Raw genomic sequence first — 25,399 nt, 5'->3', positions numbered from 1 at the left:
AGCTTAAGATTTATGACAACAATTATGAACAACATGTTCGGTACCGGGAGACATTTCGGGACTGATATAAGGGATGCCCAGGTTCAGGCCGCGAAGGATCAGCAGTACACCCATGATGCTGATGACCACCGGGATCAGGCTACGCATGCGGTTACGCACAGCAAGGGTAACCAGGTGACTGAACCAGGTAACGCCGGCCATTGCCGGAAGCGTGCCCGCTCCAAAGGCCGCCATAAACAATGCTCCCTGCAGTACTCCACCGGTTGCGATGGCACCGGCTATAGCCAGGTACACTAATCCGCATGGCAGGAGTCCGTTCAAAAAGCCGATAGCAAATAACGTCCGGAATCGCTGTTGCCGGAGCAGCGTGCCCAGGGCAGATTTTATTTTGCTGGTAAATATGGAGGGAAGCGCTCCTCCTCTTCTCCACCCGGTACGGGTATATTTCACCAGGACCGCGAGTAACAAAACAATACCGGTAATAACAGACAGCCATTGCTGCAAGCCACCGAGATACAACTGCTTGCCCAGCCAGCCGAAAATGATGCCCAGTAGCGCATAGGCAGTAATGCGGCCTGCATTGTACAGCAGCATACCGGCCAACTTTTTCCCGCCTGTCAGATGCTGTACGGGTAACGTTAGGGCAATTGGCCCGCACATCCCGATACAGTGAAAGCTGCCAATGAAACCCAACATAAAAGAGGCGATCATAATGTTAGTTTTAGATGGATGATTAGTAAATATGCACGGGTGTTTCCTGGTAGAAAGGCTGGTCGTTCATGGTCCACTGTACCTTTACCTGGTATTGCCCTTTGCTGAACAACTGTCGCTTGATCAGCTGATGTCCTGATGGATCAGGTTGAAGGGCTAACCGGATATCTTTATGGGAGTCTGAGGGCCGGTAAAAGGTAAGTTGGCCAGTTATTGCTTTGCCTTGCAGTTCCGGTGGAAAGGTGATCATTATCCCTTCTTCGGGTTGTGCAATAGTAATGGGGGCAGACAGCTTGCCGGCATTTTGCTTGCCGTCAATTACCTGCTGATATTTCAGTTCTTCGCCATAGTAATCAGGCGTTACCATATCTACCCTGGTGCGCATGCTTTTGGTAACCAATGTGAGGATGCCGGCAGCAAACACTACAAATACGATGATAATCTTGTGTCCCCAGTTCATGATAATCGGTTTAATCGGTTTATATAGCTTCGTTTATTGTACTGGTCCCAGGAAGGTGGTACGTAAACGGGTAATTCTTTCGTTATTTTCATACAGGCCGATATAAAGGGTCGACTTGCGTTTATGCACTGCAGTTTTGGGCAATACCACAAAGAAGGTTCCTTCTCCCTGTCCTTCTGCCTTTACATGGATCAGGGTATTCCCGGCCATGGATATAACGCCGGCTTCATCTTCCAATCGTAGCTCCAGCGGAATGTCTTTTGTTGTTTTGTTGATTAGCTTAATGCGGTAGAGGTTTGTAAGGCTATCGGCGCCTCTTTCCTGGTACAGCATCCCGGCGGTACGCATGATGGTGCCGCTTACCGGTTTGCGGCTTCCCAGCATAGCGCCAATGGCGATGAGGAGTAATGTCAGTACGCTGGTGTATACTCGTAGCCGGGGGGTAAAATGCAATTTTTTCTTTTGTGCAATGCCGTTTTCGGAGGCATAGCGTATGAGCCCTTTGGGCCGGCCGGTTTGCTCCATCATGAAATCGCAGGCATCTATACAGGCGGTGCAGTTCACACATTCCAGCTGGGTACCGTTCCGTATATCTATTCCCGTGGGGCAAACTTTTACACATTGCATACAATCTATGCAGTCGCCCTGTGCCCGGGAGGCATCTTTACGGAACTTTCCGCGGGGTTCTCCCCGCTCATAGTCGTAAGCTACCAGTATGGAGTCTTTATCGAGTAAAACGCCCTGTAAACGGCCATAAGGGCAAACAATGGTACATATCTGTTCCCTCATAAAGGCAAACACGCCATAGAACACACCCGAAAATACCAGGATGGCAATGAAGCCGCCGGCATGCTCCGACAAGGGCTCGGTGATGATACGGCCCAGGGCTTTAGCTCCGATGATATAGGCCAGGAAGATGTTGGCAATGAGGAAAGACAAGGCGTAAAAGGCCAGGTGTTTCCCCGTTTTGCGAATAATTTTATTGGTATTCCAGGGCGATTGCTGTAGTAGTTTTTGTGCCGCCGCATCCCCTTCAATCCAATACTCCAGCCTGCGGAATAACATTTCCATGAAAATAGTCTGAGGGCACATCCATCCGCAGAAGAGCCGCCCGAAAGCCATTGTAAATACAACAATAAAGAGGATAAACGCCATCATCGCAAGGACGAAGATGAAGAAGTCCTGTGGCCAGAAGATAGCGCCAAACAGGATAAACTTCCCTTCTATCACATTCAGCATAAATAAGGGCCTGCCACTTATGGAAATAAACGGCAGGCTGACAAAAACACTAAAATAAAAGAGGCTTACCCAACTACGGATATTATACCAGCGCCCTTTGGGCTGTTTGGCAAATATCCAGTTGCGCTTGCCTTGCTTATCAACTGTGGCTATAGAATCTCTGAATGTATGGTCGCTCATGATATATACTTTATCCCGGTAATCTGTTCCTATTCTTTTTGTCCCTGTGGCTCTTTGGCGTTGGGAGGATTGCTACCGTGTATTGACTTGATAAAGCTGGCCAGTTGTGCCAGTTGTTTGGGCGAAAAGTCTTCCTGCCAGGACTTCATCCCTTTGTCGGCAACGCCGTATTTAATGGTTTTAAACACTTCATTGATCTTGCCTCCGTGCAACCAATAGTCGTCTGTAAGGTTGGGGCCTACAACGCCCTGTCCTTGTGGACCGTGGCAGGGAGCACAGTTGGAAATAAACATCTTTTGCCCTGCGGCAACATCACCTGCATCGGTGAGGAGTGTAACGTTATTTTCATCGATCTTGTTGGCCGCTTTTTTTAGGTATTCCGCTTTGCTTTCGGCTGCCTGGGCTTCTGCAGCAGCCAGTTCTTCCAGCTGACCCGGAGCCGAATGAGAAATTTCGGTACGCCAGAAGTAGACAATACCAAAGCAGATGGTAAAGGCGAAGCCCCATTTCCACCAGGGCGGCGTAGGATTATTCAGTTCCCGGATGCCATCGAAATTGTGACCCATATCCTCGTTTTCTTCTGAGGCGGCGTCCACAGTTTTGGTATTGTTGAGCTTTTCCATCCAGGATACCTTCGGTTTTCCAGGTACCGCTGCTTTCGCTGGTTTGCGTTTACGCTGAATGCCTACCAGGAAACGCAGGACAAATAAGAGGCTGATGACTACAGCCAACTCCAGTACGATCACAGATACCAGTATATAAAAAGACGTCTGCGACAGATGAGAGAAATAAGGATTAGCTGCGGGAGGAGCAGTAGCCGCCGTTTGCGCGAAGGCGGAGCTACTCATGAGTGTCATCACGACAATACCTATTGCCAGCAATATTTTCCCGGCATCCTTCTTCATCTTTTCCCTGAAAATATCCATAGCTCCCAGTACTGCATTTCCCAGCACGGCGATGGCAAGTAACAGTCCTCCGATTACGACCAGCAACACCAGCGCTACCGGGTCAGATAATTCTGAAGGGGCATTAGCACCACCCTCTGCAAAAGCGGGAATGCTGCATAGTAAGCTGCCGGCCAATAGTTTTATACACTGTTTATTCATCATTATACTTTTATAGAGAATGATCGTCATTATTATCTAATGGAATACGGCTGATATGATCTACCATTTTTTTATCGGCTTTAAAAGCCCACAGCGAAGCACCTACGAAGAAGGTGAACAGCAGCAGTAGCGAGGCCATAGGGTAAACGCTGATGCCGGCTATAGATTCCAGGTAATTAATGAATTTCATGATCTGAAGATTTAAAATGCTGCGTTATCGGTTTGAGCTACAGGTTTTGGCGCTGACTTGATATCTTTCCCCATCCTTTGCAGGTAGGCGATTAAAGCGATAATTTCACGGTCGGCCTTAATGGGCAGCTTATCCTTCTGTAGCCTGTCAGCTATTTCCTGCGCCTGTTTATCCAGGTCCGTATTGGCACGTACTTCATAACCGTCGGCATAAGGAACGCCCAGTTTCCGCATTACGCTGATCATAGCAGGTGTTTTACTTTTATCTACCCTTTCTTCAAACAGCCATGGATAAGAGGGCATGATAGATCCGGGAGACATAGATGAAGGATCCAGCATGTGATTAAAGTGCCAGGAGTCGGGATATTTCCCACCTATGCGGGCCAGGTCCGGACCTGTGCGTTTGGAGCCCCACTGGAAAGGATGGTCATATACAAACTCTCCTGCTTTGGAATATTCGCCATAGCGGGCCACTTCGTCGCGGAAGGGACGTATCATCTGGGAGTGACAGGTATAACAGCCTTCTCTCACGTAGATATCACGGCCATGGAGCTCTAGTGGCGTATATGGTTTTACGCTGCTGATGGTAGGGATATTACTGCGTATCAGGAAAGTAGGCATCATTTCCAGCAAACCGCCTATGGCTACTACTACCAGGCTGAATACCACCAGCTGAATGGGCCGGCGTTCGATCCAATTGTGCCAGTGGGCTTTACCATGGGTAACGATTACTTTTGGCAGAGCCGGTGCCTCGGCAGCTTCGTTGGCAATGAAGGCGCCTTTACGGATGGTTTTAGTCAGGTTGACAGCCATCAGTATTACGCCACTGATGTATAATAATCCTCCTAAGGCACGTAGCGCATACATGGGGACGATGGTGGTAACGGTTTCCAGGAACTGGTATTTCAATTGTCCTTCTTCTGTAAACTGTTTCCACATCATACTTTGTGTAAAGGCGGCCCAGTAAAGTGGGATTACATAGAAGATAATACCCAGCGTACCAATCCAGAAATGGGTATTGGCCCATTTGCGGGAATGTAAGGCAGTACCGAACAGTCGTGGAATCAGCCAGTAAAGGATACCAAAAGTGAGGAATCCATTCCAGCCCAGGGCGCCTACGTGTACGTGTGCAATGGTCCAGTCGGTATAGTGGCTGATAGCATTTACATTTTTCAGCGACAGCATCGGACCTTCAAAGGTGGCCATACCATAGCATGTCAGCGCTACGACGAAGAATTTTAGGATGGCATCTTCTCTTACCCTATCCCATGCACCACGGAGTGTGAGCAACCCGTTGAGCATACCTCCCCAGGATGGCGCTATCAGCATTACGCTGAAGGCCGTACCCAGTGACTGTGCCCATTCAGGTAAAGCTGTATATAGCAGGTGGTGCGGGCCGGCCCAGATGTATATAAATATCAACGACCAGAAGTGAATGATAGACCAGCGATAAGAATACACAGGCCTGTTGGCTGCTTTGGGAACAAAGTAGTACATAAGCCCCAGGTAAGGCGTGGTCAGGAAAAATGCCACGGCATTGTGTCCATACCACCACTGTACCAGTGCATCCTGCACGCCCGCATACCAGCTATAGCTCTTGAACAGGGATAAAGGAAATTCGAAGGAATTAATAATATGCAACATCGCAATAGCTACCCAGGTACCGATATAGAACCAGATGGCTACATACAGATGAGATTCACGCCTGCGTAGAATAGTACCCAGCATATTAGCGCCAAATACCAGCCAGATAAGGGTGATGGCGATGTCGAAGGGCCATTCCAGTTCTGCATATTCTTTACCGGTAGTATAACCCAGGAAGAGGGTGAGCGCGCCACCGGCAATGATGGACTGCCATCCCCAGAAATGGATTTTACTCAGCAGGTCGCTGAACATACGGGCTTTACACAATCGCTGTAACGAATAATACACACCCATGAAAATGCCATTGCCCACAAAAGCAAAGATGACCGCATTGGTATGCACAGGACGGAGCCTACCAAAAGTAATGGGGGCAAAACCCGCGTTAAGACCGGGGATTACCAGCTCCAGTGCGGCCCACAAACCGGCTAGCATGCCTATCAGTCCCCAGAATACACAAGCATAGGCAAACCATTTCACCGGTCGGTTGTCGTAATAAAATTTTTCGAGTGACATAATGGTATTTAATGGTGTTTATAAATGCGTTTAATCGTTAACGTTATCTTTCTTATCTTCAAAGAGAATGCGGTGTGCCGGAGAGAAATCATCTTCGAACTGCCCGTTTTTGACAGACCAGATAAAGGCCCCCAGGAACCCTAATGCTACCAGTAAACTGACTCCGAGTAAAATGACGATAACGCTCATGGTATAGTTATTTAATGAGAATAAAGCGTGTTGTTTCCAATGCCTGTAAGGCATGTAGCTCATTGGCGCCGAAAGAAAATACATCTCCCGTTTCCAGGATGGTTACTTCTTCATTCAACATAAATGCAATCTTTCCTTCCAGTATCAGTATCATGGCGTTGGCGGGGGAAGTATGCGGAGGAATCTGATATCCCTGCTGCACGATCAGCAGCGTGGCGTCGAAGCGTTGGGTTTTAAGAATAGCACAGCTCTTCACTTTTTCATTCCCCGACTCCTGCATTACGTTTATACCTTTCATTTGCTAGTTTGTTGATTTTCCGGCATGCCTTACCCGCAGCGTGTAAACAGTACTTTGTTGACTGTTTACACGCCCATTTCATGCGGGCTTGGAATGGGGGTAGCTTAGATTAACTATGTATCGTGTCGTGGCAAAGGTAGTATCACTATGCAGCAGCGGCAATGACTTTACTCAGTCGGGAGTATGACTTTGCTCAACCAGGAACATGATATTTGTCAGGCATTTTGCTGTAATACTTTAGCAGAAAGCTTCTTGCCCTGCCATTCGCTGCATCCGAAAGTGATCAGGATAATACTGATAGAGCTGGCCGGCATTAATATCGCGGCTACCAGCGGAGATAGAATACCCTGTACGGCAAAATATAGCCCCGTAATATTGTAGAGCACAGATAAAGCAAAGCTGGCGAGGATAATGCGCTTGTTGGCCTTGCACAATTGTATAAAAGAAAACAATACTGGCAACTGTTTGGCGTCCATGATGCCATCGCTGGCGGGTGTAAAGTTATTACTGTCTTCGGTCAGCGAAATACCAATATCGCTTTGCTTGAGGGCCCCTGCATCATTGAGGCCATCTCCTATCATCATCACCTTTTCCCCTTGTTGTTGCAGGGAGATGATATAGGCGAGTTTATCTGCCGGTTTTTGCTCGAAAAGCAGGGTGGCCTTGTTGCCCATCAATTTTTGTAGCTTGTCGGCGGTATGATTATTATCTCCTGAAAGTACAGACAGCGAATACTGTGTCTGTAATTGCTGCATAAGCTGTCGCAGGCCGCTGCGATAGGTATTCCGGATAGTGAATAAGCCGGAGAGTTTTTCGTTGATCGCAACATATACTACGCTGCCTTCCTGTTCATTTTTTTTATGGGCGCCGGTGAAGTCGGCATTACCCAGGCGGATAAAGTGACCATCTACCCAGCCGCACACTCCTTTGCCGGTAAAGTTCTGAAAGTCTTGAACAGCAAGGGGCGCGGGCGTTCCGCAATAAGCTACAATGGCCTTACTCAGCGGGTGGGTGGACTGGGCTGCCAGCGTAGCCACCAGTACTTCCTGTCCCGGGGTGAGTGAAGTACCATAATAAACAACTGAGCTGCCGGTTTTCCCGGTAAGTGTACCGGTTTTATCAAAAACAATGTGCGTTGCATTGGCCATATTTTCAATAGCCTGCGCATTGCGCAGGTACAGCTGATGCCGGCTGAGAATACGGAGAATATGCCCGTTGGTAAAGGAGGATGCCAGTAACAGGGCGCAGGGACAGGCGATGATCAGGATAGCCGTAACCGCCGGCCATATACGCGCAGGCTCATGGATTGCCCAATAGCCCGCGGTGATAGCAGCAATAAACAATACCATCCACGTAAAGTAGCGGCTCAGCAGGTGTACAAATGATACCTCTTTTTCCTCCTTGTGTTTTAACTCATCACGATTCCATAAGCTTGTCAGGTAGCTTTGTGCCACCTCCTTAATGGTGAGAATTTCCAGGCTGCCATCTAATTGCCGCCCGCCGGCGTAAATAATTTCCCCAATAGATTTAGTAACCGGGGCAGATTCGCCAGTTACAAAACTATAGTCGATCAGTGCTTTTCCCCGCACAATAATGCCATCGGCGGGCACCAGTTCGTTATGATGAATACGGATGGTGTCACCTGTTTTCAGGTCAGGAAGTGTAGTGGGGACTTCTTTGTCTTCCTTTAATACGGTAACGGCTATAGGAAAATAAGCGGTATAGTCCCGGTCGAAGGATAGCCCCTGGTAGGTTTTATCTTGCAGGATGCGTCCGATGAGCATGAAGAAAACGATACCGGTCATAGAATCGAAATAGCCAGCTTGTCCCTGCCATACTTCTGACAGGCTACGGATAAAGGTGACAAAAATCGCCAGCACGATTGGCACATCAATATTGAGAAACCCATGTTTAAGCCCGCCCCAGGCGGATTTATAAAATGCCTGCGCACTATACAACAATACAGGCAGGGCCAGTATGAGATTCATATATCGGAACAGGCGGTTGAAGCTTTCATCGAGCCCTCCGGCACCGGCGAAATAATCAGGAAAGCTGAGCAACATAATGTTGCCAAAACAAAAGCCCGCTACACCCAGCTGGTATACCAGCTGGCGGTTGGTCCGCGGTTTTTTATGCTGTAAATCCTGTAAGCTGATATAAGGTTCATAACCAATTGCGGTGAGTATTTCAGCGACTCTTCGCAAGGAGGTTTGTGTGTGTGAAAAAACAACGAGCACTTCTTTCTTACTGAAGTTAACGGTTACACGCAGTACGCCCGGTTCCAGCTTGTGTAAATTTTCCAAGAGCCATAGGCAGGAGCTGCAATGGATCTGTGGAATGTAAAAATTTACGTGGGTTTGAGCATCGTCTTTAAACAGGTATAACTGCTGAGCAATTTTTTCATCGTCCAGGAACGCAAACTTATCATTCCTCGCTGTAATACGTTGATTTATACCGGGTTTGCTGTTCAGGTCATAGTACTCGCAGAGGTCGTACTGGTTAAGTATTTCGTATACCATTTTACAACCCTGGCAGCAAAACACTTTATCCTCTATGGTAATATCGGTATCGAAACAGTCCTCTCCGCAGTGGTAACAGGAGGTAAGTGTATTGGTACGTGAAGAAACAGCCATGCCGTTGGTATTTTGTGTATTTGCAAAAGTACCGGTCGTGCTCCCGGTGGGCAATGACATGTATCAAGGAAGAATATGATATTTGTCAGGGTTATTCCTGTAGGTTGGCCGTCCTGATAATTTCGGGCATATCGAGCAGGCGGATTTTTTTACCTTCCAGCTCTATCATACCATCTTTCTTAAATTCAGAAAGCAGGCGTATAGCCGATTCGGTGGCAGTACCTACCAGGTTGGCAATCTCTTCACGGGATAGGCGAACGCTGAGGGTGTGCCCGTCGGCTTCCAGTCCGTAAGTTTCTTTGATGAAGAGCAGGGTTTCTGCCAGACGTTCCCGTACGGGTTTTTGCGCCAGGTGGGTAATTTTCAGTTCGGCCTTGCGGAGTTCACTCGACAAGATGCGCATCATTTCAAAGGAAAGAGAAGCGTCTTTTTGTAATATGTTGAGAAACAAATCTTTAGGAACAAAGCAAATAGAAGAGTCTTCCAGGGCGGTGGCTGTAGCCGTATATCTTTCATTGCTCAACAGGGCTTTATACCCCATGATATCGCCGGCTTTAACCAGGCGTACAATTTGCTCCCGACCGTCGTCGCCGCTGTGTGACAGCTTTATTTTACCATCGTTGATACAGTAAACACCGAATGGATAAGCACCTTCATGGAAGATGACCTGTCCTTTTTTATAAACAGAACACACCTTTGCCTCTGAAAGAAGATCCAGATTACATTGGTCCGCCTTGCAAAATATAGAAGAAAAGCGGTCCTTGCAGTTTTGACAGGAAGGATTGTGAATCGGTGTTGCCATAATCAATTTGCAAAAGTACTAATTTACACGGCCTTAACCAAAGCAAAAGTATTAGTGGGACTTTATTATTATATTATTTATAAGCCATATGAGGTGCTAACGAGATTTACTCCGGAAGGGAATAAAGCTTGCCTGGCCGACTATTTTAAAGTACCGGGAGATGTATACCCGGTGGGGCGACTGGACTATGACAGTGAAGGGTTGTTGATCCTGACCAATGACAAGGCGCTGAATGAAAGGTTATTATCGCCTCAATATGCACATGAGCGGGAGTATTGGGTACAGGTAGACGGGGCCATTACGCCAGAGGCAGCGCAGCGGCTGGAAGCTGGGGTCCGGATCAATGTGGATGGAAAGGAATATCTTACCCGCCGTTGCAGAGCAGAGATACTGGCCACAGAACCGGTTTTGCCACCCCGCAACCCGCCTATCCGGTTCCGCAAGAGCATTCCTGCTCCCTGGATAAGGCTGGTTTTAGCTGAGGGGAAAAACCGTCAGGTAAGGCGTATGACCGCTGCCGTTGGGTTTCCTACGTTGAGGCTTGTCCGTTACCGGATAGAGGATATTACCATTGCGGGTATGCAGTCTGGCGCCATCCGGCAGTTGAGCCGGGAAGAAATTTACCGGGGACTGAAGATAAAAGCCCCTAAAGACGGGCGCTGAGCGCTTTTGCACATCCTATGGCCTAAAATCGTGCTTACCACTCCTCCATTGCTTTCAGCTTGGGCTTTATCCTTTCAGCTTTTTTAACTAGGTTTGTCACCTACAAATTTCTATTATGCTGAAATCAATGACCGGCTTCGGAAGGGCAGAAAGTACCAAAGGCGAAACAAGTATCGTGGTGGAGATCAAATCGCTGAATGGGAAGCAGTTTGAAGTGAATCTGAAGTTTTCTCCTTTGTTAAAACCCTATGAGTTTGACATCCGCGCTCTTATGCAGCAAACGTTGCAGAGAGGTACCCTGGATGCTACTATTAATATTCGCCAGAACGGCGCCACCCGTCCGGTTGTGATTAATACTGATCTTGCCAAATATTATTACCAGTCTATTACCGCGCTGTCAAATGAATTGGAGCTGCCACAGACTGATATGCTGAATGTGCTGATGAAGCTCCCGGAAGTAGTAACACCGGCAACAGAGCAAATCACAGAAGAAGAATGGAAAGATGTGGAGACCACTCTGCGCCAGGCCCTGGCCGACCTCGACCATCATCGTATCGATGAAGGTCAGATGCTGGAAGCCGACCTGCAGCAGCGTATCGACAATATAGATGCTTCTATGCAAAAAGTGCGCGAACTGGATCCGCTTCGCAAAGACCGTATCCGTCAGCGCCTGGAAAGCTTATTGGCCGAACACGTAGGAAAAGACAATGTGGATGCCAACCGCCTGGAACAAGAGCTGATCTTTTACCTGGAGAAACTCGATATCTCAGAAGAGTTGTCCCGACTGGAGAATCACCTCCGCTATTTCCGGGAAATCCTGAAAGATGCCGACGCCGCCAAAGGAAAGAAACTGGGTTTTGTATTACAGGAAATAGGCCGCGAAATCAATACCACAGGTTCCAAAGCCAATGACGCCGGGATTCAACAATGGGTAGTGCTGATGAAAGATGAATTGGAAAAAGCCAAAGAACAAGTTTTAAACGTTTTATAGTAAGGCACATCACCGTATGAAGCAACTTTTTCTGGCCACCGCAGGCTTATTATTGCTGGCAACAGCTTGTAAGCCTCCTAAAATGGATACTTACGAGAAAAACCTGGAAGTGCCGGGGCATGAGTGGTCCTATGATTACAAACCTACTTTTGAAGTAAACATACATCCGGAGGATACTGCTTACCTGTATAATATCTGTGTAAATATCAGGCATACCGATGCTTATCCGTACAGCAACATATGGGTGCTGGTGGGAACGCAATACCCGGGCGACAGTATACCTAAAGAACAACGGGTAGAACTGCCACTGGCAGACATCACCGGTAAATGGTCTGGTTCTGGTCTGGATGATATTTATGAACACCGTATCTTCATCCAGGAGAAGGCCATCTTCAATAAGCCCGGCACCTACAAATTCACCTTTGAACAGAATATGCGGCAAAATCCGCTCCCCCATGTGATGAATGTTGGCTTGCGGATTGAGAAAGCCGGTACCAGGCAATGATGAAAAGATTTTTCAATAAAATGCAGGAAGGGAAATCGGTTTCCTTCGTTTACTTCCTGGTGATGGCTTACACCATAGCTGCACTGGTATGGTGGGGCATTTTATTGTTCAGGCAAAGCGAACAAATCAAAGGCTTCGAACAACAAAACCTGTACCTCCGGGTCGATAGCCTTGCACAACCGGTAGAACATCAGCTGGAGCTGCAAAGGATTAACAAAGAGGAGCATATGCGCTCTTTTAAGTACCTGGGAGAAGGGATCATTTTCCTGGGCATTATCTTGCTGGGCGCCGTATTTGTATACCGGGCCGTTTGGAAATACATGAAGCTCAGCCGGCAACAGCAGAACTTTATGATGGCGGTAACGCACGAGTTGAAATCACCTATAGCAGTAGCCAAGCTAAACCTGGAAACGATCCGTAAACATAAGCTGGATGAGGAAACGCAGTTGAAGCTGCTCAATAACACGATCCGTGAAACGAACCGCCTCGACCAGCTATGCAATAACATTTTGCTGGCCGCGCAGCTGGAAACGCATAACTACCGGTTGTTTAAGGAGCCACTCGACTTTTCCTCGCTGGTATTCGGTAGCATTAAAGACCTCGATGGCCGTATAGGTACCCACCAGATCAATGCGGAAGTAATGCCGGATATATGGCTGGAGGGAGATAAGCTTACCCTGCAGATTATTGTGAACAACCTCGTGGAGAATGCCGCTAAATATGCCCCCAAGAACACTACTATCCTTGTAAAACTCTTTGAGAGCAACAAGGAGCTGAAATTACAGGTAATTGATGAAGGACCAGGTATCCCCGATGAAGAGAAAGGCCGCATCTTCCTGAAATTTTACCGGGTAGGCAACGAAAATACCCGCAAAGCAAAGGGCTCTGGCCTGGGACTGTTCCTCACCGCGAAGATTGTAGAACAACATGGCGGTAGTATCGAAGTAAAGGATAATGTGCCGGTTGGTAGTTGTTTTGAAATAACCTTGCCTGAATATTCCATTCAAACAGCGTAAATTAGATGAAGGATTGGTGAATATCAATAACCCGGATTCGATGTAAAATCAAACATTAACACATGAAGGAAGCGACAAAGGCATCAATACTGCTGGTGGAAGATGAAGAAAATCTCCAGGAAGCACTGAAGCTGAACCTGGAGCTGGAAGGATATGAAGTAACGGCAGTAGACAACGGTACAGCTGCGCTGAAAGCAGTTAAAAACGAATATTTCGACCTTATTATATTGGACATTATGTTGCCCGAAATGGATGGTATTGCTGTATGCGAAAACATACGCATTCAGAATAATGAAATACCCATCCTTTTCCTCAGCGCCAAAAACAGTAGCGCCGACCGTGTACTGGGGCTCAAGAAAGGGGGCGACGACTATATGACCAAGCCCTTTAACCTGGAAGAGTTATTACTGCGGGTAGAGAAGCTGATCGTTAAAAATAAGAAGATCCAGGACAAAGACAGTGTACCCAATGTATATCGCTTCGGTGATAATACCATTGACTTTGCAGCACAGGAGTGCATTGGCAAAGACGGCAAACACTATGAACTGAGCAAGAAGGAAGCTATGCTCCTGAAGCTGCTTATCGAAAATAAAGGCGAAGTAGTTACCCGTGAAAAGATATTACAGGTAGTATGGGGATACAACGTATACCCTACCACCCGTACTATTGATAACTTTATTCTCAATTTCCGTAAGTATTTTGAAGAAGATAGCCGCAATTCCCGCTATTTCCACTCTGTAAGAGGCGTTGGATATAAATTTACAGAAGCATAGCCAGTTGGTTTTTCTGCCTTATGCCTATCATGGGCATAAGGCAGAAAGCAAAATGCTTTTAGCCACTTTTCATCTCAATCTCCCCACTTTCCCCTGAAATTCTACCTCGTAGTAAATCTCACTTTCCCGTGGGCCCGAATTAGCCGATATTTAACCTGCTTATATGAGATGAAGTGCATCCTGTAAACCTAATTTGTGGCACAACATTATACGTACATAGTCTTTGCTGCGGAGTGGCCATTCTGGCTGTTTTTTTTGTTAAGTCTCGTTGCCCTAATAGTATTTTTTGCCCTGCGGGAAAGAAAAATCAGGAGAGCTTCAGCGAAAGAAATAACCAAACATCAGGCGCTGGTTAACCTGGAACTACATGCCTTCCAGGCGCAGATGGACCCTCATTTTATTTTTAATAGCCTCAACGCTATTCATCATTATATCCTTACTACCAGTACGGACATGGCCTCGCTATATCTTACCCGTTTTTCCCGTTTGATGCGCCTGATGATCGGGAATTTCAATAAGGAATGGATTTCCCTGCAGGATGAGCTGGACGCGCTGGAACTATACATACAGCTGGAACAACTGCGCTTCGATGAGCAGTTCGACTACCAGATAAACGTACTGCCAGATGTAAATAAACAATTTACGTTAATACCTCCACTGATTATTCAGCCTTACGTGCAATATGCTATCTGGCACCGCCTGTTGTTAAGGCCCCAGAAGTCAGGCGGACAGCTGCTGGTCACCATCTGTAAGGAAAAAGACCGCCTGTTTATACAGCTGGAAGATAATGGGGTATTGATTACAGAGATACTGGATGGTACCGGTGAGCGCCAGGCATCTGGGATTGACATTGCCTCAGAACGTTTGTATATGATGAGTGAAAAATATCATATGCAAGCCAGTATTAAAGCGTTGCAGGTATATGACGCCTCACAGGCACCCACTGCTAATAGATTGATTATCAGTATGCAGCACGTTGGGGCGCGCCAATCTCTGGCAGGCTGAGTCTTTAATTGGGCCATATGCCATTAATTCCTTAATTTTTATATGAATTTTTAGGCTCAATGACCATATAAACTTCATCTCAGCGCAAACCTGTAATCATAATCTTATTTTATGCGTACCATCATTGTAGATGATGAGAAACATAGTCGGGATGCACTACAAATAATGTTGGAAAGGTATTGTCCGCATGTTGTCTTACAAGCGGTTTGTGGTAATGGCCTTGAAGCTATTCACGCGATTAATGACTTGCATCCTCAACTAGTTTTCCTGGATGTGGAAATGCCCGGTATAGACGGTTTCCAGGTACTTGAAGCCTGTAATCACCGCGATTTCGCTGTCATTTTCATCACAGCCTATGATCAATATGCCTTGCAGGCTATTCATCACAGTGCGCTCGACTACCTGCTCAAACCGATAGATTCGAAAGAGTTGCGGCTGGCAGTAGAAAAAGCCGGTTTGCAAACGCATGCCGACAAAACAGAAAAGTTGGATAACCTGTTGCAGTTCCTGCAACAACAACTTAGCCAGGATGAAAGAATGGCATTGCCCACCCTGGATGGGTTGCAAATGGTGACTGCCAGGAATATTATTTATTGCAGATCCATTGGCGGGCAAACCCGGTTGTATTTACAGCTGCCGGAAAAACCAGTGCTGGTATATCGCAGCCTGCCCGAAATGGAAGCCTGGCTATCCGATAAGGGGTTCTTCCGGGTACATAACAGCTTCCTGATAAACCTATCGTTTATGGATAAGTATATTAAGGGAGATGGGGGAGAAATAATTATGAGTGACGGCTATAGTGTACCAGTAGCCCGCGAAAAGAAACACGACTTTTTACTACGGATAGAGCGACTATGAGTATTACAGTCGCTTAATATACGAACAGCTTATCCAGCCGCTCTTGCCATCCGCCAATTCTATCTTGCAGAAATCGGCAGTAGCGTCTGTGATATGTACTTTCATACCCTCTCCTACTTCAAAGGCATCACGGCTGTTTTCATCCGGAGCCGTTTTCGCTTTAATATTGGCGTTCATGACGATACCTGTTTGATGATTGTTGGAAGAAAGATAGGTATCTACTGCCATGAGCAGGTAAAGTACACATAAGGCCCCCAACACATAGGTGCCCCATTTTACAAAACGATTTCTCCATCCGGGTGTATATACATTCAGGATGATGCCGGCTATCAGTAGCCAGAAAAGCACTACAGTGCCTATTGCCCAGCCATTGGCTTTGTGCAGGTGCTGCAACTGTAACCACCATTGCTGGAAAAACACCAACGGTAATTCGTCTACATAGCCATTCACCTTTTGGTTTACCAGGTCGAGGTTATGTTTCACTGCGGCGTCGTTGGGAGACAGCTCTAACGCCTTCTCGTAATTGTATACTGCCAGACCGGTTTTACCGGCTTTATACCAGGCATTGCCTGCATTAAAATAAAGTGCTTTTTGCGTATGGCCTTCATCCAGCAGTGACTGGTAAGCCCTGGCGGCCTCGGTATATTTGCTTTGATTAAAAAGCAGGTTAGCCTCTTCAAAGCGATGCTGTGGATTAGCGCTGGCAGCAGATTGGCCCCGGCCAACCGAAAATGTGAACAACAATGCTATCGCTAAAAACGTTGGCTTAATATGTTGATGATAGTTCAGCATGGTTAAATTAATTCTTTAACGCCTGTTCCAGGTTACTGATAATGGTCACAGCTTGTTCGTAGGTGCCCTGCATTTTACGATTATCCTGACCTGGTGCATACAGGGCTACTTCACAGTTGTCGATCAAGCTAAACAGATCGTGGGTATTGCTACCATTGATGTGGCGCACATTTAGTTTTTCCTGTACCAGCTGCTTGCTCAGATCGGCCATGGGTATTTTCAGTTTGGTACTGAGATATCCCCAAACGGCGCGGGAAGTTTCTTCATAAAATGCTTTATCCTTTCCTTCCTTCAGGTAGCGGGCGGCCAATTCCAGTCGCTTTAGGGCTACCTTGTTGGCATAGCGGAGTTTCAGAGCTGCGGCGTTGGTAGTATTATAGTCTTTTCTACGTTTATTCAGGATAATACCGGCGGCTGCAAGTAATGGCAGCAGCAGTAAGATATAAAACCACGGACTGAGGATAAACCAGCTATGATTGCGGGTCCAGTCGAGTACACTGGTATCATTTTTCACCAGTTCATTCTTGGCCACGCCAAAGTCCTGTTTATCTTGTTTTATATGTTTACCCTGGGCTACATGAATATTGAATGGCTCGGAGCGTAGGGTTTTAAAGCTATTGGCTTCCGGGTCGAAATAAGAAAATTCTACTGCCGGGATGGTATGATCGCCTGCTTCCTGGGGCATCAGTACATATTCAAAAGTACGTTTGCCAGAGAGCGGGTTGCTGTTCTTTTCGATATCGTCGGTAACCTTAGGATCGTATTTGTCGAAACCTGCAGGGACGTCTATTTTGGGAGAGTTGAGCAGGTTTACATTGCCCTGACCGCTAATGGTTACTTTAAGCGTAAGTGCATCATCTGTGGTGAGTTTGTTTTTATCCACCACAGCGGTCATATTGAACTTACCTACTGCGCCGTTATAGCTAAGGGGGCGTCCATCTACAGGTACTGGTTTTACTGTAATGCTGATAGGATTGCTCTGTATTTTGTATGGAACATCCTGATATTCAACTTCCGGACGGTTAAAGAAGTCATCAAAGAAAGGATCTTTAAAGGCCGGATCGTTGAAGAAATCTTCAAATGGATCTTTGCCTCGTCCGCTGTTATTACGTTTGTTGCTCACCATTTTTACGAGCCTTACCTGGTTGTCTACTTCTACCGGGTCCAGCTCCAGGGTACCTGATTGCAGGGGGAACAGTAATGTTTTGCGGATGGTAAACACTTTATAGGGAATGCCATTCACCCGTTCCTCGGTGGCCTGAGGTGGGTTGGGCAATTCAATATCTTTTGCTGAGAAGCCTTTAAAGGCAGGTACTTTGGTAACGCTGGAATTAGTTGGGAGCCTGGTGTACAGTTTATACGTTGCCGTTAGTTGCTGTCCTTCATATAAATTGGTTTTATCCACATCTACTTTCAGGAAAATATTTTTCTTCAGCTTTTCGTTGATGTCTTCTCCCTTTTTCAGGAATCCTTCGGGAAGGTCTTCCCCACCCTGGCCGCGGTGGGATGGATAAGCGCCGGCAGATGCAGGCGGCTGCTGTTGTTGCTGCTGCGCATTGCCTTTTCTGACTTCAATCAATACGGGGTTTGATTTTACAACGTTCCCATTTACGCGGGCCTGTGCGCCGGCAATGGTGAAGCTGCCTACGTGTTTGGGTTGAAGGAGATAGCTCAGCGCTACGTATTCAGAACGTTTACCATTAAAAATAGATTGCCCCTGCATTTGTGAAGGGCCCTGGAGGACTTCAAAATCTTTAAAGCTGGGTGGTGTAAAGCTCGTCACATTGGTTCCGTTTTCCAGCATAAACTGAATCTGGAACGGTTCATCCTGCGTCACGGTGTTATTGCTCACAGTAGTCGTAAAGCGGAACTCCTGCGCGAACGCGCTGGCTGCTAGTCCCAGGCAAAACAAGATGGAGTAAATACACTTCCCTATGCTAATTCTGTACATCATAAATTATGTCAACAAATTTAACCAAAGCCGCGCTGGAAGCGAGGCAAGCGCCGTTAAAAGTTAGTTAAAACATTTTAATATGTTCTAAATTTATTATTCAGATCTTTTACGTTGCTGTCATTATCCGAATAACTAAAATTGCTCATGTGATAAAAGGGTCAGATGTCTCCCAGCATGGGTCTGAGGAGGATTTCCTCCACTACCGTTTGTTTAGCGAGCGACCAGGCCGACCAGATCACACTGGCTATATCTTCCGGGGGCATCATCCTGTCGGCGGGTGCCTCGAAGCCGTCCCAGGACGCGGTTAAGGTAGGACCCGGACTTACTGAAGTTACCTTGATATGATGAGGGATCAGTTCTTCTCTTAGATTTTTGCTGAAACCCAGTAGGGCATGTTTGGTAATACCGTAAGACCCGCCATTCGGATAGGCTTTATAGCTGGCCGTAGAGCAGAGATTGAAGATATGTCCATTGCGATGAGGGATCATGGCTGGCAACAACGCCCGGGTGAGGTGGTAGGCACTGTATACGTTCACCGCCATCAACTTTTCCAGTAGCCCCTCTTCTTCTTTTTGCAGGGCGCCGGGGATAAAGATGCCGGCATTATTTACCAGGATATCAATACGGGGAAAAGTGGTCATCACTTTACGGGCAAAGGCCAGTACCTGTGATTTATCTCCCATATCTACACTTTCTGCCAGTATGGTAGCGTTCGGATTCTTTTGCTGGATAGCTGCTTTGGCATCGGCTAATGCGCCGGCATGTCTTGCGCAAATAGCCACGTTACATCCTTCCTGAGCCAGTTTCACGGCAATGGCCTTTCCAATGCCCTTGCTGGCGCCTGTTATAACTGCGTTCATATTTTTTTCCTCATTGATGCAGTAAAATAGTGAATTTACTTTGAATGCCCTTGCCTACGTCGGTCCATCTGGGCAGTATTTAGTACCTTTGCGGTGCCATGAAGTATAAACATCTTTTCTTTGACCTGGACCATACACTCTGGGACTTTGAAACCAATGAACAGGAGACTCTGCAGGAGCTGTACACTAACCACGCTTTAGAGCAGAGAGGAATACCAACTTTTGAGGCGTTTTCCGTTTCTTATGTAGATCATAATGAGCGTTTGTGGGACAGGTTCCGCAAAGGATTTATCACCCGCCACGAATTGCGCGACAAGCGCTTCCGCCTTACATTACTGGATTTCAAAATCGGGGATGAAGCATTGACCCAAAAACTCAGCGAACAATTCCTGGAAATATTACCTGCCAAGAAGGCATTATTCCCAGAAACCAGGGAAACGCTGGATTACCTGGCAGCAAAAGGCTATCCCATGCACATGATCACCAACGGGTTTGAAGAAACCCAGTTGCTGAAGATGAGAAATTCAGGAATTGACCACTATTTCACCCATATCATTACTTCTGAGCTGGCAGGCAGCTTAAAGCCTTACCGCGAAATTTTTGATTTCGCGATGGGCCGGGCGGCGACCAGCGCTACAGAAAGTATCATGATCGGCGATGCGATGGAGCTGGATATTAAAGGCGCCCATGGCGTAGGCATGGACCAGGTATACTTTAACCCCGCTAAGCCACCGGTAGACTTCCGGCCTACTTATGTCATTAATCACCTGTGTGAGCTGAGAAATATTTTATAAGTGCCGGAAAGGCATAAAAAAGCGAAGCATTCCATGAATGCTTCGCTTTTTTATTATGTTTCACCTGCCCTTCACTTGAGGGCCAGCTTTTATTGTGCTTTTGCTTTCGTCTTGTTAACGGCTGCCAATCTCAGGTTGGCGGTTTTAGACGGTTGCTGACAGCAACTTTTACCTTTGGCGCTAGGACAGTTAGCTGCTGTACAATCCTTTTTAGCGACTGGTTTGTTCTTGGTTTTCTCCTGGGCCAGTGCCACGCAGGCTACCAGCAGGAAGGCCGCAACACCGGTAAAGGCTTTCTTTATCATATGATAACCGTTTATCTTTTAAAGATACTAGATTTTAGCAATAACGGAAATCCCGCCCTGTACCACTTGTTCCAGCTGTACGGCTACTTCTGTACCGATAGGCAGGTAAAGGTCTACCCGGGAGCCGAACTTAATAAAGCCCATTTCCTCATTCTGTTTCACCTCCATACCCGGTTTCAGGTAATTTACAATCCTGCGGGCCAGTGCGCCGGCAATTTGTCTTACCAGGATATCTGTTTTACCGTTACCGATCACAACAGAATGTCTTTCATTTTCAGTAGAAGATTTGGGATGCCAGGCCACCAGGTACTTACCCGGGTGGTATTGCGACAGTTTTACCGTACCAGCAATAGGATTACGGTTTACGTGTACGTTAGCCGGGCTCATGAAGATAGACACCTGCAGGCGTTTATCTTTAAAATACTCTGGTTCATACACTTCTTCAATTACCACTACTTTACCATCGCAGGGTGAAACAACGAGCGAGTCACCGGTTGTATATTGTCTGGAAGGAATACGAAAGAATGAAACGATGAACAGGAAGAACACCAGGGAAATAATGGCCACAGTCCAGCACAAGCCGGTGGCAGCGCCAAACCAATAACATACTGCTCCGTTAATTAACGCCAGTACCAGGAATACAAGGGAGATGGTAGCAAATCCTTCACGATGGATCTTCATTGTTTTTTTATTAGATGATTGATGTATGTGTTTAGTTTTGCTGCGAAGTTACTTCAATTCAATTTTTTTAGCATACGAAATTATGTCAGGCCATCATAAAGAACTGAACATAAATCCAGGCAAAGGGAGCGGCCAGGAGCAGCGAATCGAACCGGTCCAGGAAGCCGCCATGGCCGGGCATGATATTACCGGAATCCTTTACACCAGCCATCCTTTTGAGCTTAGACTCAATCAGGTCGCCGATAGTGCCGAAAATGGCAGCAATGAGAGCCAATACTATCCAGTGCTGCAACGCCAGGTATTCACCTCCCCAGAAGCGGCCGTAAACGCCAGCAGTAGCTACTGCCAGGATCATTCCACCCACAGTGCCTTCTATAGTTTTTTTCGGAGAAATTGCGGGCGCAAAAGGAGTTCGTCCTATAAGGGAGCCTACGATATAGGCCATGGTATCATTAATCCAGATGAAAATGATGAGTAACAGGGGGATCAGCCATCCGGGGGCTGTTCCTACATTATCGGCGGTATAGTGAATATTGATGGCGTTTAAGCGGATATTGATCAGCAGCCCGAAAGGGATGATGGTATATAGCAGGCCAATAGCCGAGTAGCCAATATTCTTTAAAGAGAAGTCCTTACTCATTAATACTTCTCCCAGGGGCATTACCAGCAGGAATATAACGGCGGTCCACCAGCCAATGAGCCCGGTAGGGATATGCGCCATGCTGAAATTATTGCCTGTAAAGGTGAGCAGAATAGCTGCTCCGGCAATGGTGGCGCCCCACTTATGCCAGGAAGTAATACCGGCATAATCTGCATCGATATGGCGTATCAGCTTAAAATACTCCTGGAGCGCACAACAGCCTACCAGGAAGAAAAGTAGGAAAAAGGTATAGTCGGCCCATAAAATACCCCCCAGCATTACTGCCACAAACACAAGCGCTGAGGCAGTGCGGGTGAAAAAAGTTTTCATTATATGTTGTCTGTTGATTAGAATGTACCCGCAAAAGTGGACAAATTTACGGGACGAAGCAAATTTCCACACTGGAGTCCTGGCCCCGGTGTGCTGCCGTGTCTCTCCTATTCAGTATCTACCTGATTGGGGTCGCCGGTGGGCAAGTTGTTGTGATTATGCACCAGGCTTTTGGCCGTTTCTTCCTGCGATTGGTGTACGTAAAGTTCTGCCTGGCCGGGCAGGGTGATATTATAGGAAGAGGATTGCCGGTTCAGTAAAACAGCATCAATTCCGTTTTCCAGCAACATTCCCTTTACAATTTCCGCCTCAAAGGGCCGGTCGCTCGAAAATATTTTAACCCAGTCTTTTTCCATAATACAGCGTTTAAGTCTTGTTAAGATTACAAATTTCCGTCCTTTCTTATCTCATCTACTTCACCAACGGCGCTTTTATTTTCCCCGGTTATCATGACTCCGGCGGGCGACTTTTGCTTCAATGCCCAAAACAGGCCAATGGTTACAGGAATACTCAAAGCTACGTAATACCATTCGATGTGGCTGTCGGCCTGGGGATCCTCTTTTACCATGCCATGCTGGAAAAAGTACAGCATCACCACCTGTAAGCCATTATTCAATATGTGGGCGCCAATAGCCAGCCAGAGGTTACCGCTGATGACATAAATAGCCCCCAGTGCGAATCCCAGCAGCACCCGGGGTACAAAGGCCAATATTTCCATGTGGATAGCGCTGAAGATCACAGCAGTGATAAATATACTCAGCCATACTTTTCCGGTGGCATTGATGATCAGCCGTTGTAAAACGCCCCGGAAAAACAGCTCTTCCCCGATCGCCGGTATGATCGCCACCAGTATAAGGTTTATAAACAAGTCCTTTATAGTAGGCATTTTGAGCATAACGCCCAGCAGCTTTTCAGCCAACGCCTCCATATCCTTAATGGATTGCGGTACCTGCCAGGTTTGGTTCCACTCGCCCAGGGCGCCTGATAGCGGTAATACGCCGAACATTGCCAGGAGGGCTAAAACCCATAGAATGGCTTTGGAAGGGAGCTTTAAGCCCAGGTAAGATATGGGATAAGGCTGCCACAGGTAGGCAAAAATGGCCGCGGGCACCAGAAAGGCGATGATGGTATAAGCCAGTTGTATTATTTTCAGATAGCCGACAAAGTTAGGATCCAGGGTTCTTTGGAGTGCGTCCAGGCTTTGACCGGTGATGGTGGGTGTCAACGATTGGATACCCACTACATACAAAGCAGAGAAGCCAAAGAAAAAGCCAAAGAAGGTAAGGAACTGTAATAAAATGGGTGATTGTTTCAGATAACCAATCATAAGAGAATACTGTATTAAAATTGCGTAAATTTACAGCGCGAAATTCACTTTGCAGTCAGCCTCCTGGTAACGACAGCTGCCCTCTTTCAGGCCATCACTGCAAAAAATCCTGCTTGTAAAAGAAATAGTATATAAAATATTAAAATAATAACTACCGCAAAACCTGCTGTGGTTATATAAATTATGGTGAAGATAGGAAATATTGAACTGGGAGAATTCCCTTTATTACTGGCGCCCATGGAAGATGTGAGCGATCCGCCTTTTCGTGCGGTGTGCAAGGATAATGGGGCTGATCTGATGTACACGGAGTTTATATCTTCTGAAGGATTGATCCGGGACGCCATTAAAAGCCGGAAGAAGCTGGACATCTTTGATTACGAACGCCCTGTAGGAATACAGATTTTTGGGGGAGATGAAGAGTCGCTGTCGATGGCTGCCCAGATCGTAGAGGCCACCAACCCCGATTTGCTGGACATTAACTTTGGCTGCCCGGTAAAGAAAGTGGCCTGTAAAGGCGCCGGAGCAGGTATCTTAAAAGATATCCCTAAAATGGTGAAACTGACGGCTGCCGTAGTAAAGGCAACCAGGCTGCCGGTAACCATCAAAACCCGCCTGGGCTGGGATGAGGAAACCAAGAATATAGAAGATGTAGCGGAAAGGTTGCAGGATGTAGGTATTAAAGCCCTCACCATTCACGGCCGTACCCGCACCCAGATGTATAAAGGAAGTGCTGACTGGACCCTGATCGGAAAAGTAAAAAATAATCCACGCATACAAATTCCTATCTTTGGTAACGGTGACATATGTACGCCGGAGCAGGCAATAGCCGCCAGGGCGAAATATGGGGTGGATGGTGTGATGATTGGCCGTGCTGCTATTGGTTATCCCTGGATTTTCCGGGAGATCAAGCATTTTATGAAGACTGGCGAACATTTGCCCTTACCAACTGTTTTAGAAAGAGTAGAAGTTTGTAAAAAGCACCTTCACCACTCTGTTACCTGGAAGGGAGAGGTAGTAGGTATACTTGAAATGCGCCGGCACTACACGAACTATCTCAAAGGATTACCGCATATAAAGGAATTCAGACAACAATTAGTAACTTACAATACATTAGCTCAGATAGAGGAAGTACTAGACGCGGTTGTGTTACAATACAAAGACCATATATTCGAAAGGGCTGCTCCCCAGTTAGCTGCACACGATTTTCTGCCAGCTGATAATGAAATGGCTGGTTGTAACGTTTACGGATAAACGGATAACCCCAGGATATAAAAAAATAAAAATTGCTTTCACATGACCACAATTAAAAATCTGAAAAACGAAGTCTGGAAAGACTTACAGATTAAAAACAAATCTGCCCTGCGTAAAAAATACGCTGTATCCAACATGGGGAGAGTGATCAGTTATCATGAAAGTACCGAAGATGGCAAGCTGCTCACGGGGTCTACCGTGGAAGGCTATACGGTATTGAACGTAAAGCCGGCCGACAGCTACCAGTCACTCTACCTGCACCGGGAGGTGGCCAAACTTTTCAGTAAGAAAGCAGGACGGTCACATAAATATGTGATCCACCTGGACTACGATAAAAAGAATAACAAAGCATCCAACCTCAAATGGGCCACCAAAGAGGAAATGGAAGAACATCAGCAAAAAAGCCCTGCCAAGCTGGCCTATAAGGAAAAACAGCGTAACCGCATCAAAGGGCTGAAACTGAATGTTTCTAAAGTAAAAAGCATTAAACGCCTGCTGAATAAACCTGGTAAAAAAACAATGAAGCAAATTGCTGAACAGTTTGATATCAGTGAAATGCAGCTTTACCGCATTAAAAGCGGTGAAAACTGGGCACATGTAACACTGGATTAAAGCCTGGTTAGCCAGGAATGATCATATATGATGTTGTCTGAACGATGGCCATACCACGTGTATGGCCATCGTTATTTG

General features: G+C 46.7%; 28 protein-coding genes. 10 read left to right on the top strand and 18 right to left on the bottom strand.

The features are described from left to right. Positions 1–3: 3 nt before the first annotated feature. The 10 genes from HGH90_RS19485 to HGH90_RS19440 form a co-directional block, all read right to left on the bottom strand. Positions 4–711 carry a sulfite exporter TauE/SafE family protein gene (locus tag HGH90_RS19485; RefSeq protein ID WP_211092999.1) on the bottom strand — a complete coding sequence of 236 codons (708 nt, stop codon included), beginning with the start codon at positions 709–711 and terminating at the stop codon, positions 4–6. 22 nt (positions 712–733) lie between these two features. Beyond that, a complete protein-coding gene (locus HGH90_RS19480; RefSeq protein ID WP_168764917.1) occupies positions 734–1,171 on the bottom strand; it encodes a FixH family protein in 438 nt (145 codons plus the stop codon). Between the two features lie 33 nt (positions 1,172–1,204). Then, positions 1,205–2,590, bottom strand: coding sequence for a cytochrome c oxidase accessory protein CcoG (gene ccoG / locus HGH90_RS19475; RefSeq protein WP_169191739.1), 1,386 nt, complete (start codon positions 2,588–2,590; stop codon positions 1,205–1,207). A 29-nt stretch (positions 2,591–2,619) separates the two neighbouring features. Continuing rightward, positions 2,620–3,699 (bottom strand): cbb3-type cytochrome c oxidase N-terminal domain-containing protein, encoded by a 1,080-nt coding sequence (locus HGH90_RS19470; protein ID WP_168764915.1) that lies wholly within the window; start codon positions 3,697–3,699, stop codon positions 2,620–2,622. A 7-nt stretch (positions 3,700–3,706) separates the two neighbouring features. Beyond that, positions 3,707–3,886, bottom strand: coding sequence for a CcoQ/FixQ family Cbb3-type cytochrome c oxidase assembly chaperone (locus HGH90_RS19465; protein WP_168738353.1), 180 nt, complete (start codon positions 3,884–3,886; stop codon positions 3,707–3,709). 11 nt (positions 3,887–3,897) lie between these two features. Further along, positions 3,898–6,042 carry a cytochrome-c oxidase, cbb3-type subunit I gene (ccoN, locus tag HGH90_RS19460; protein WP_169191738.1) on the bottom strand — a complete coding sequence of 715 codons (2,145 nt, stop codon included), beginning with the start codon at positions 6,040–6,042 and terminating at the stop codon, positions 3,898–3,900. Positions 6,043–6,072: 30 nt separating this feature from the next. Next, on the bottom strand, positions 6,073–6,231 hold the full coding sequence (gene ccoS / locus HGH90_RS19455; RefSeq protein WP_168764913.1) for a cbb3-type cytochrome oxidase assembly protein CcoS: 159 nt from the start codon (positions 6,229–6,231) through the stop codon (positions 6,073–6,075). A 7-nt stretch (positions 6,232–6,238) separates the two neighbouring features. Beyond that, on the bottom strand, positions 6,239–6,529 hold the full coding sequence (locus HGH90_RS19450; protein ID WP_168764912.1) for a cupin domain-containing protein: 291 nt from the start codon (positions 6,527–6,529) through the stop codon (positions 6,239–6,241). 215 nt (positions 6,530–6,744) lie between these two features. After that, positions 6,745–9,162, bottom strand: a complete 2,418-nt coding sequence (locus HGH90_RS19445) for a heavy metal translocating P-type ATPase (protein WP_168764911.1) — start codon at positions 9,160–9,162, stop codon at positions 6,745–6,747. Positions 9,163–9,253: 91 nt separating this feature from the next. After that, positions 9,254–9,964: a Crp/Fnr family transcriptional regulator gene (locus HGH90_RS19440; RefSeq protein WP_145662219.1), complete on the bottom strand. Its 711-nt coding sequence runs from the start codon at positions 9,962–9,964 to the stop codon at positions 9,254–9,256. A 54-nt stretch (positions 9,965–10,018) separates the two neighbouring features. Here HGH90_RS19440 and HGH90_RS19435 point away from each other — a divergent pair, with 54 nt between their 5' ends. From HGH90_RS19435 to HGH90_RS19405, 7 genes are all read left to right on the top strand, one after another. Beyond that, entirely contained in the window at positions 10,019–10,627 is a 609-nt protein-coding gene (locus HGH90_RS19435) for a pseudouridine synthase (RefSeq protein ID WP_168764910.1), read from the top strand. Positions 10,628–10,742: 115 nt separating this feature from the next. Further along, positions 10,743–11,618 carry a YicC/YloC family endoribonuclease gene (locus HGH90_RS19430; RefSeq protein ID WP_168764909.1) on the top strand — a complete coding sequence of 292 codons (876 nt, stop codon included), beginning with the start codon at positions 10,743–10,745 and terminating at the stop codon, positions 11,616–11,618. A gap of 16 nt (positions 11,619–11,634) precedes the next feature. After that, the gene (locus HGH90_RS19425) at positions 11,635–12,123 is read left to right on the top strand and encodes a gliding motility lipoprotein GldH (protein WP_168764908.1); all 489 of its coding nucleotides are present in this window, start codon (positions 11,635–11,637) and stop codon (positions 12,121–12,123) included. Then, on the top strand, positions 12,120–13,139 hold the full coding sequence (locus tag HGH90_RS19420) for a sensor histidine kinase (RefSeq protein WP_248277038.1): 1,020 nt from the start codon (positions 12,120–12,122) through the stop codon (positions 13,137–13,139). Before HGH90_RS19425 ends, HGH90_RS19420 begins: the two co-directional genes overlap by 4 nt. 62 nt (positions 13,140–13,201) lie before the next feature. Continuing rightward, on the top strand, positions 13,202–13,912 hold the full coding sequence (locus tag HGH90_RS19415) for a response regulator transcription factor (protein ID WP_145662239.1): 711 nt from the start codon (positions 13,202–13,204) through the stop codon (positions 13,910–13,912). A 195-nt stretch (positions 13,913–14,107) separates the two neighbouring features. Beyond that, positions 14,108–14,917 carry a sensor histidine kinase gene (locus HGH90_RS19410; protein WP_169191737.1) on the top strand — a complete coding sequence of 270 codons (810 nt, stop codon included), beginning with the start codon at positions 14,108–14,110 and terminating at the stop codon, positions 14,915–14,917. Between the two features lie 111 nt (positions 14,918–15,028). Then, complete coding sequence (locus HGH90_RS19405; RefSeq protein ID WP_168764906.1) at positions 15,029–15,775, top strand: LytR/AlgR family response regulator transcription factor; 747 nt, start codon at positions 15,029–15,031, stop codon at positions 15,773–15,775. Between the two features lie 3 nt (positions 15,776–15,778). On the opposite strand, the gene HGH90_RS19400 is transcribed toward HGH90_RS19405, so the two are convergent. The 3 genes from HGH90_RS19400 to HGH90_RS19390 form a co-directional block, all read right to left on the bottom strand. Next, a complete protein-coding gene (locus HGH90_RS19400; RefSeq protein WP_168764905.1) occupies positions 15,779–16,567 on the bottom strand; it encodes a tetratricopeptide repeat protein in 789 nt (262 codons plus the stop codon). 7 nt (positions 16,568–16,574) lie between these two features. Next, on the bottom strand, positions 16,575–18,521 hold the full coding sequence (locus HGH90_RS19395) for a BatD family protein (protein ID WP_168764904.1): 1,947 nt from the start codon (positions 18,519–18,521) through the stop codon (positions 16,575–16,577). A 158-nt stretch (positions 18,522–18,679) separates the two neighbouring features. Further along, complete coding sequence (locus HGH90_RS19390; protein WP_168764903.1) at positions 18,680–19,381, bottom strand: SDR family oxidoreductase; 702 nt, start codon at positions 19,379–19,381, stop codon at positions 18,680–18,682. Positions 19,382–19,479: 98 nt separating this feature from the next. Between HGH90_RS19390 and HGH90_RS19385 the strand changes: the two genes are divergently transcribed. Continuing rightward, positions 19,480–20,175 carry a YjjG family noncanonical pyrimidine nucleotidase gene (locus HGH90_RS19385; protein WP_169191736.1) on the top strand — a complete coding sequence of 232 codons (696 nt, stop codon included), beginning with the start codon at positions 19,480–19,482 and terminating at the stop codon, positions 20,173–20,175. 89 nt (positions 20,176–20,264) lie between these two features. Here the strand turns inward: HGH90_RS19385 and HGH90_RS19380 are convergent, their stop codons facing one another. The 5 genes from HGH90_RS19380 to HGH90_RS19360 all read right to left on the bottom strand — a co-directional run bounded on the left by HGH90_RS19380 (position 20,265) and on the right by HGH90_RS19360 (position 23,458). After that, a complete protein-coding gene (locus HGH90_RS19380) occupies positions 20,265–20,480 on the bottom strand; it encodes a hypothetical protein (protein WP_168764901.1) in 216 nt (71 codons plus the stop codon). 27 nt (positions 20,481–20,507) lie between these two features. Next, on the bottom strand, positions 20,508–21,161 hold the full coding sequence (locus HGH90_RS19375) for a phosphatidylserine decarboxylase family protein (protein WP_168764900.1): 654 nt from the start codon (positions 21,159–21,161) through the stop codon (positions 20,508–20,510). Positions 21,162–21,246: 85 nt separating this feature from the next. Beyond that, the gene (locus tag HGH90_RS19370) at positions 21,247–22,131 is read right to left on the bottom strand and encodes a phosphatidate cytidylyltransferase (protein ID WP_169191735.1); all 885 of its coding nucleotides are present in this window, start codon (positions 22,129–22,131) and stop codon (positions 21,247–21,249) included. Between the two features lie 107 nt (positions 22,132–22,238). After that, positions 22,239–22,487 carry a DUF2007 domain-containing protein gene (locus HGH90_RS19365; RefSeq protein WP_169191734.1) on the bottom strand — a complete coding sequence of 83 codons (249 nt, stop codon included), beginning with the start codon at positions 22,485–22,487 and terminating at the stop codon, positions 22,239–22,241. Positions 22,488–22,513: 26 nt separating this feature from the next. Then, complete coding sequence (locus HGH90_RS19360; protein WP_169191733.1) at positions 22,514–23,458, bottom strand: CPBP family intramembrane glutamic endopeptidase; 945 nt, start codon at positions 23,456–23,458, stop codon at positions 22,514–22,516. A 183-nt stretch (positions 23,459–23,641) separates the two neighbouring features. On the opposite strand from HGH90_RS19360, the gene dusB reads away from it, so the two are divergent. Beyond that, positions 23,642–24,709 (top strand): tRNA dihydrouridine synthase DusB, encoded by a 1,068-nt coding sequence (gene dusB / locus HGH90_RS19355; RefSeq protein WP_168764897.1) that lies wholly within the window; start codon positions 23,642–23,644, stop codon positions 24,707–24,709. Between the two features lie 42 nt (positions 24,710–24,751). After that, positions 24,752–25,321, top strand: coding sequence for an NUMOD4 domain-containing protein (locus HGH90_RS19350; protein ID WP_145662278.1), 570 nt, complete (start codon positions 24,752–24,754; stop codon positions 25,319–25,321). The last annotated feature ends 78 nt before the right edge of the window (positions 25,322–25,399 follow it).

The sequence above is a fragment of the Chitinophaga sp. Ak27 genome (assembly GCF_012726295.1).
GTDB lineage: Bacteria > Bacteroidota > Bacteroidia > Chitinophagales > Chitinophagaceae > Chitinophaga.
Note: the sequence above shows the minus strand (reverse complement) of the source record. Positions and strands in the feature narration are given on the sequence as shown.

Bases quoted from the DNA above. Each gene is read 5' to 3' on its own strand.
- HGH90_RS19480 (WP_168764917.1), bottom strand. From the start codon at position 1,171: ATGAACTGGGGACACAAGATTATCATCGTATTTGTAGTGTTTGCTGCC.
- HGH90_RS19405 (WP_168764906.1), top strand. From the start codon at position 15,029: ATGCGTACCATCATTGTAGATGATGAGAAACATAGTCGGGATGCACTA.
- HGH90_RS19390 (WP_168764903.1), bottom strand. From the start codon at position 19,381: ATGAACGCAGTTATAACAGGCGCCAGCAAGGGCATTGGAAAGGCCATT.
- HGH90_RS19465 (WP_168738353.1), bottom strand. From the start codon at position 3,886: ATGAAATTCATTAATTACCTGGAATCTATAGCCGGCATCAGCGTTTAC.
- HGH90_RS19380 (WP_168764901.1), bottom strand. From the start codon at position 20,480: ATGATAAAGAAAGCCTTTACCGGTGTTGCGGCCTTCCTGCTGGTAGCC.
- HGH90_RS19395 (WP_168764904.1), bottom strand. From the start codon at position 18,521: ATGATGTACAGAATTAGCATAGGGAAGTGTATTTACTCCATCTTGTTT.
- HGH90_RS19370 (WP_169191735.1), bottom strand. From the start codon at position 22,131: ATGAAAACTTTTTTCACCCGCACTGCCTCAGCGCTTGTGTTTGTGGCA.
- HGH90_RS19350 (WP_145662278.1), top strand. From the start codon at position 24,752: ATGACCACAATTAAAAATCTGAAAAACGAAGTCTGGAAAGACTTACAG.
- ccoN (WP_169191738.1), bottom strand. From the start codon at position 6,042: ATGTCACTCGAAAAATTTTATTACGACAACCGACCGGTGAAATGGTTT.
- dusB (WP_168764897.1), top strand. From the start codon at position 23,642: ATGGTGAAGATAGGAAATATTGAACTGGGAGAATTCCCTTTATTACTG.
- HGH90_RS19485 (WP_211092999.1), bottom strand. From the start codon at position 711: ATGATCGCCTCTTTTATGTTGGGTTTCATTGGCAGCTTTCACTGTATC.
- HGH90_RS19425 (WP_168764908.1), top strand. From the start codon at position 11,635: ATGAAGCAACTTTTTCTGGCCACCGCAGGCTTATTATTGCTGGCAACA.
- HGH90_RS19470 (WP_168764915.1), bottom strand. From the start codon at position 3,699: ATGATGAATAAACAGTGTATAAAACTATTGGCCGGCAGCTTACTATGC.
- HGH90_RS19445 (WP_168764911.1), bottom strand. From the start codon at position 9,162: ATGGCTGTTTCTTCACGTACCAATACACTTACCTCCTGTTACCACTGC.
- HGH90_RS19450 (WP_168764912.1), bottom strand. From the start codon at position 6,529: ATGAAAGGTATAAACGTAATGCAGGAGTCGGGGAATGAAAAAGTGAAG.
- HGH90_RS19420 (WP_248277038.1), top strand. From the start codon at position 12,120: ATGATGAAAAGATTTTTCAATAAAATGCAGGAAGGGAAATCGGTTTCC.
- HGH90_RS19360 (WP_169191733.1), bottom strand. From the start codon at position 23,458: ATGATTGGTTATCTGAAACAATCACCCATTTTATTACAGTTCCTTACC.
- HGH90_RS19430 (WP_168764909.1), top strand. From the start codon at position 10,743: ATGCTGAAATCAATGACCGGCTTCGGAAGGGCAGAAAGTACCAAAGGC.
- HGH90_RS19400 (WP_168764905.1), bottom strand. From the start codon at position 16,567: ATGCTGAACTATCATCAACATATTAAGCCAACGTTTTTAGCGATAGCA.
- HGH90_RS19375 (WP_168764900.1), bottom strand. From the start codon at position 21,161: ATGAAGATCCATCGTGAAGGATTTGCTACCATCTCCCTTGTATTCCTG.
- HGH90_RS19440 (WP_145662219.1), bottom strand. From the start codon at position 9,964: ATGGCAACACCGATTCACAATCCTTCCTGTCAAAACTGCAAGGACCGC.
- HGH90_RS19415 (WP_145662239.1), top strand. From the start codon at position 13,202: ATGAAGGAAGCGACAAAGGCATCAATACTGCTGGTGGAAGATGAAGAA.
- HGH90_RS19365 (WP_169191734.1), bottom strand. From the start codon at position 22,487: ATGGAAAAAGACTGGGTTAAAATATTTTCGAGCGACCGGCCCTTTGAG.
- HGH90_RS19385 (WP_169191736.1), top strand. From the start codon at position 19,480: ATGAAGTATAAACATCTTTTCTTTGACCTGGACCATACACTCTGGGAC.
- ccoG (WP_169191739.1), bottom strand. From the start codon at position 2,590: ATGAGCGACCATACATTCAGAGATTCTATAGCCACAGTTGATAAGCAA.
- ccoS (WP_168764913.1), bottom strand. From the start codon at position 6,231: ATGAGCGTTATCGTCATTTTACTCGGAGTCAGTTTACTGGTAGCATTA.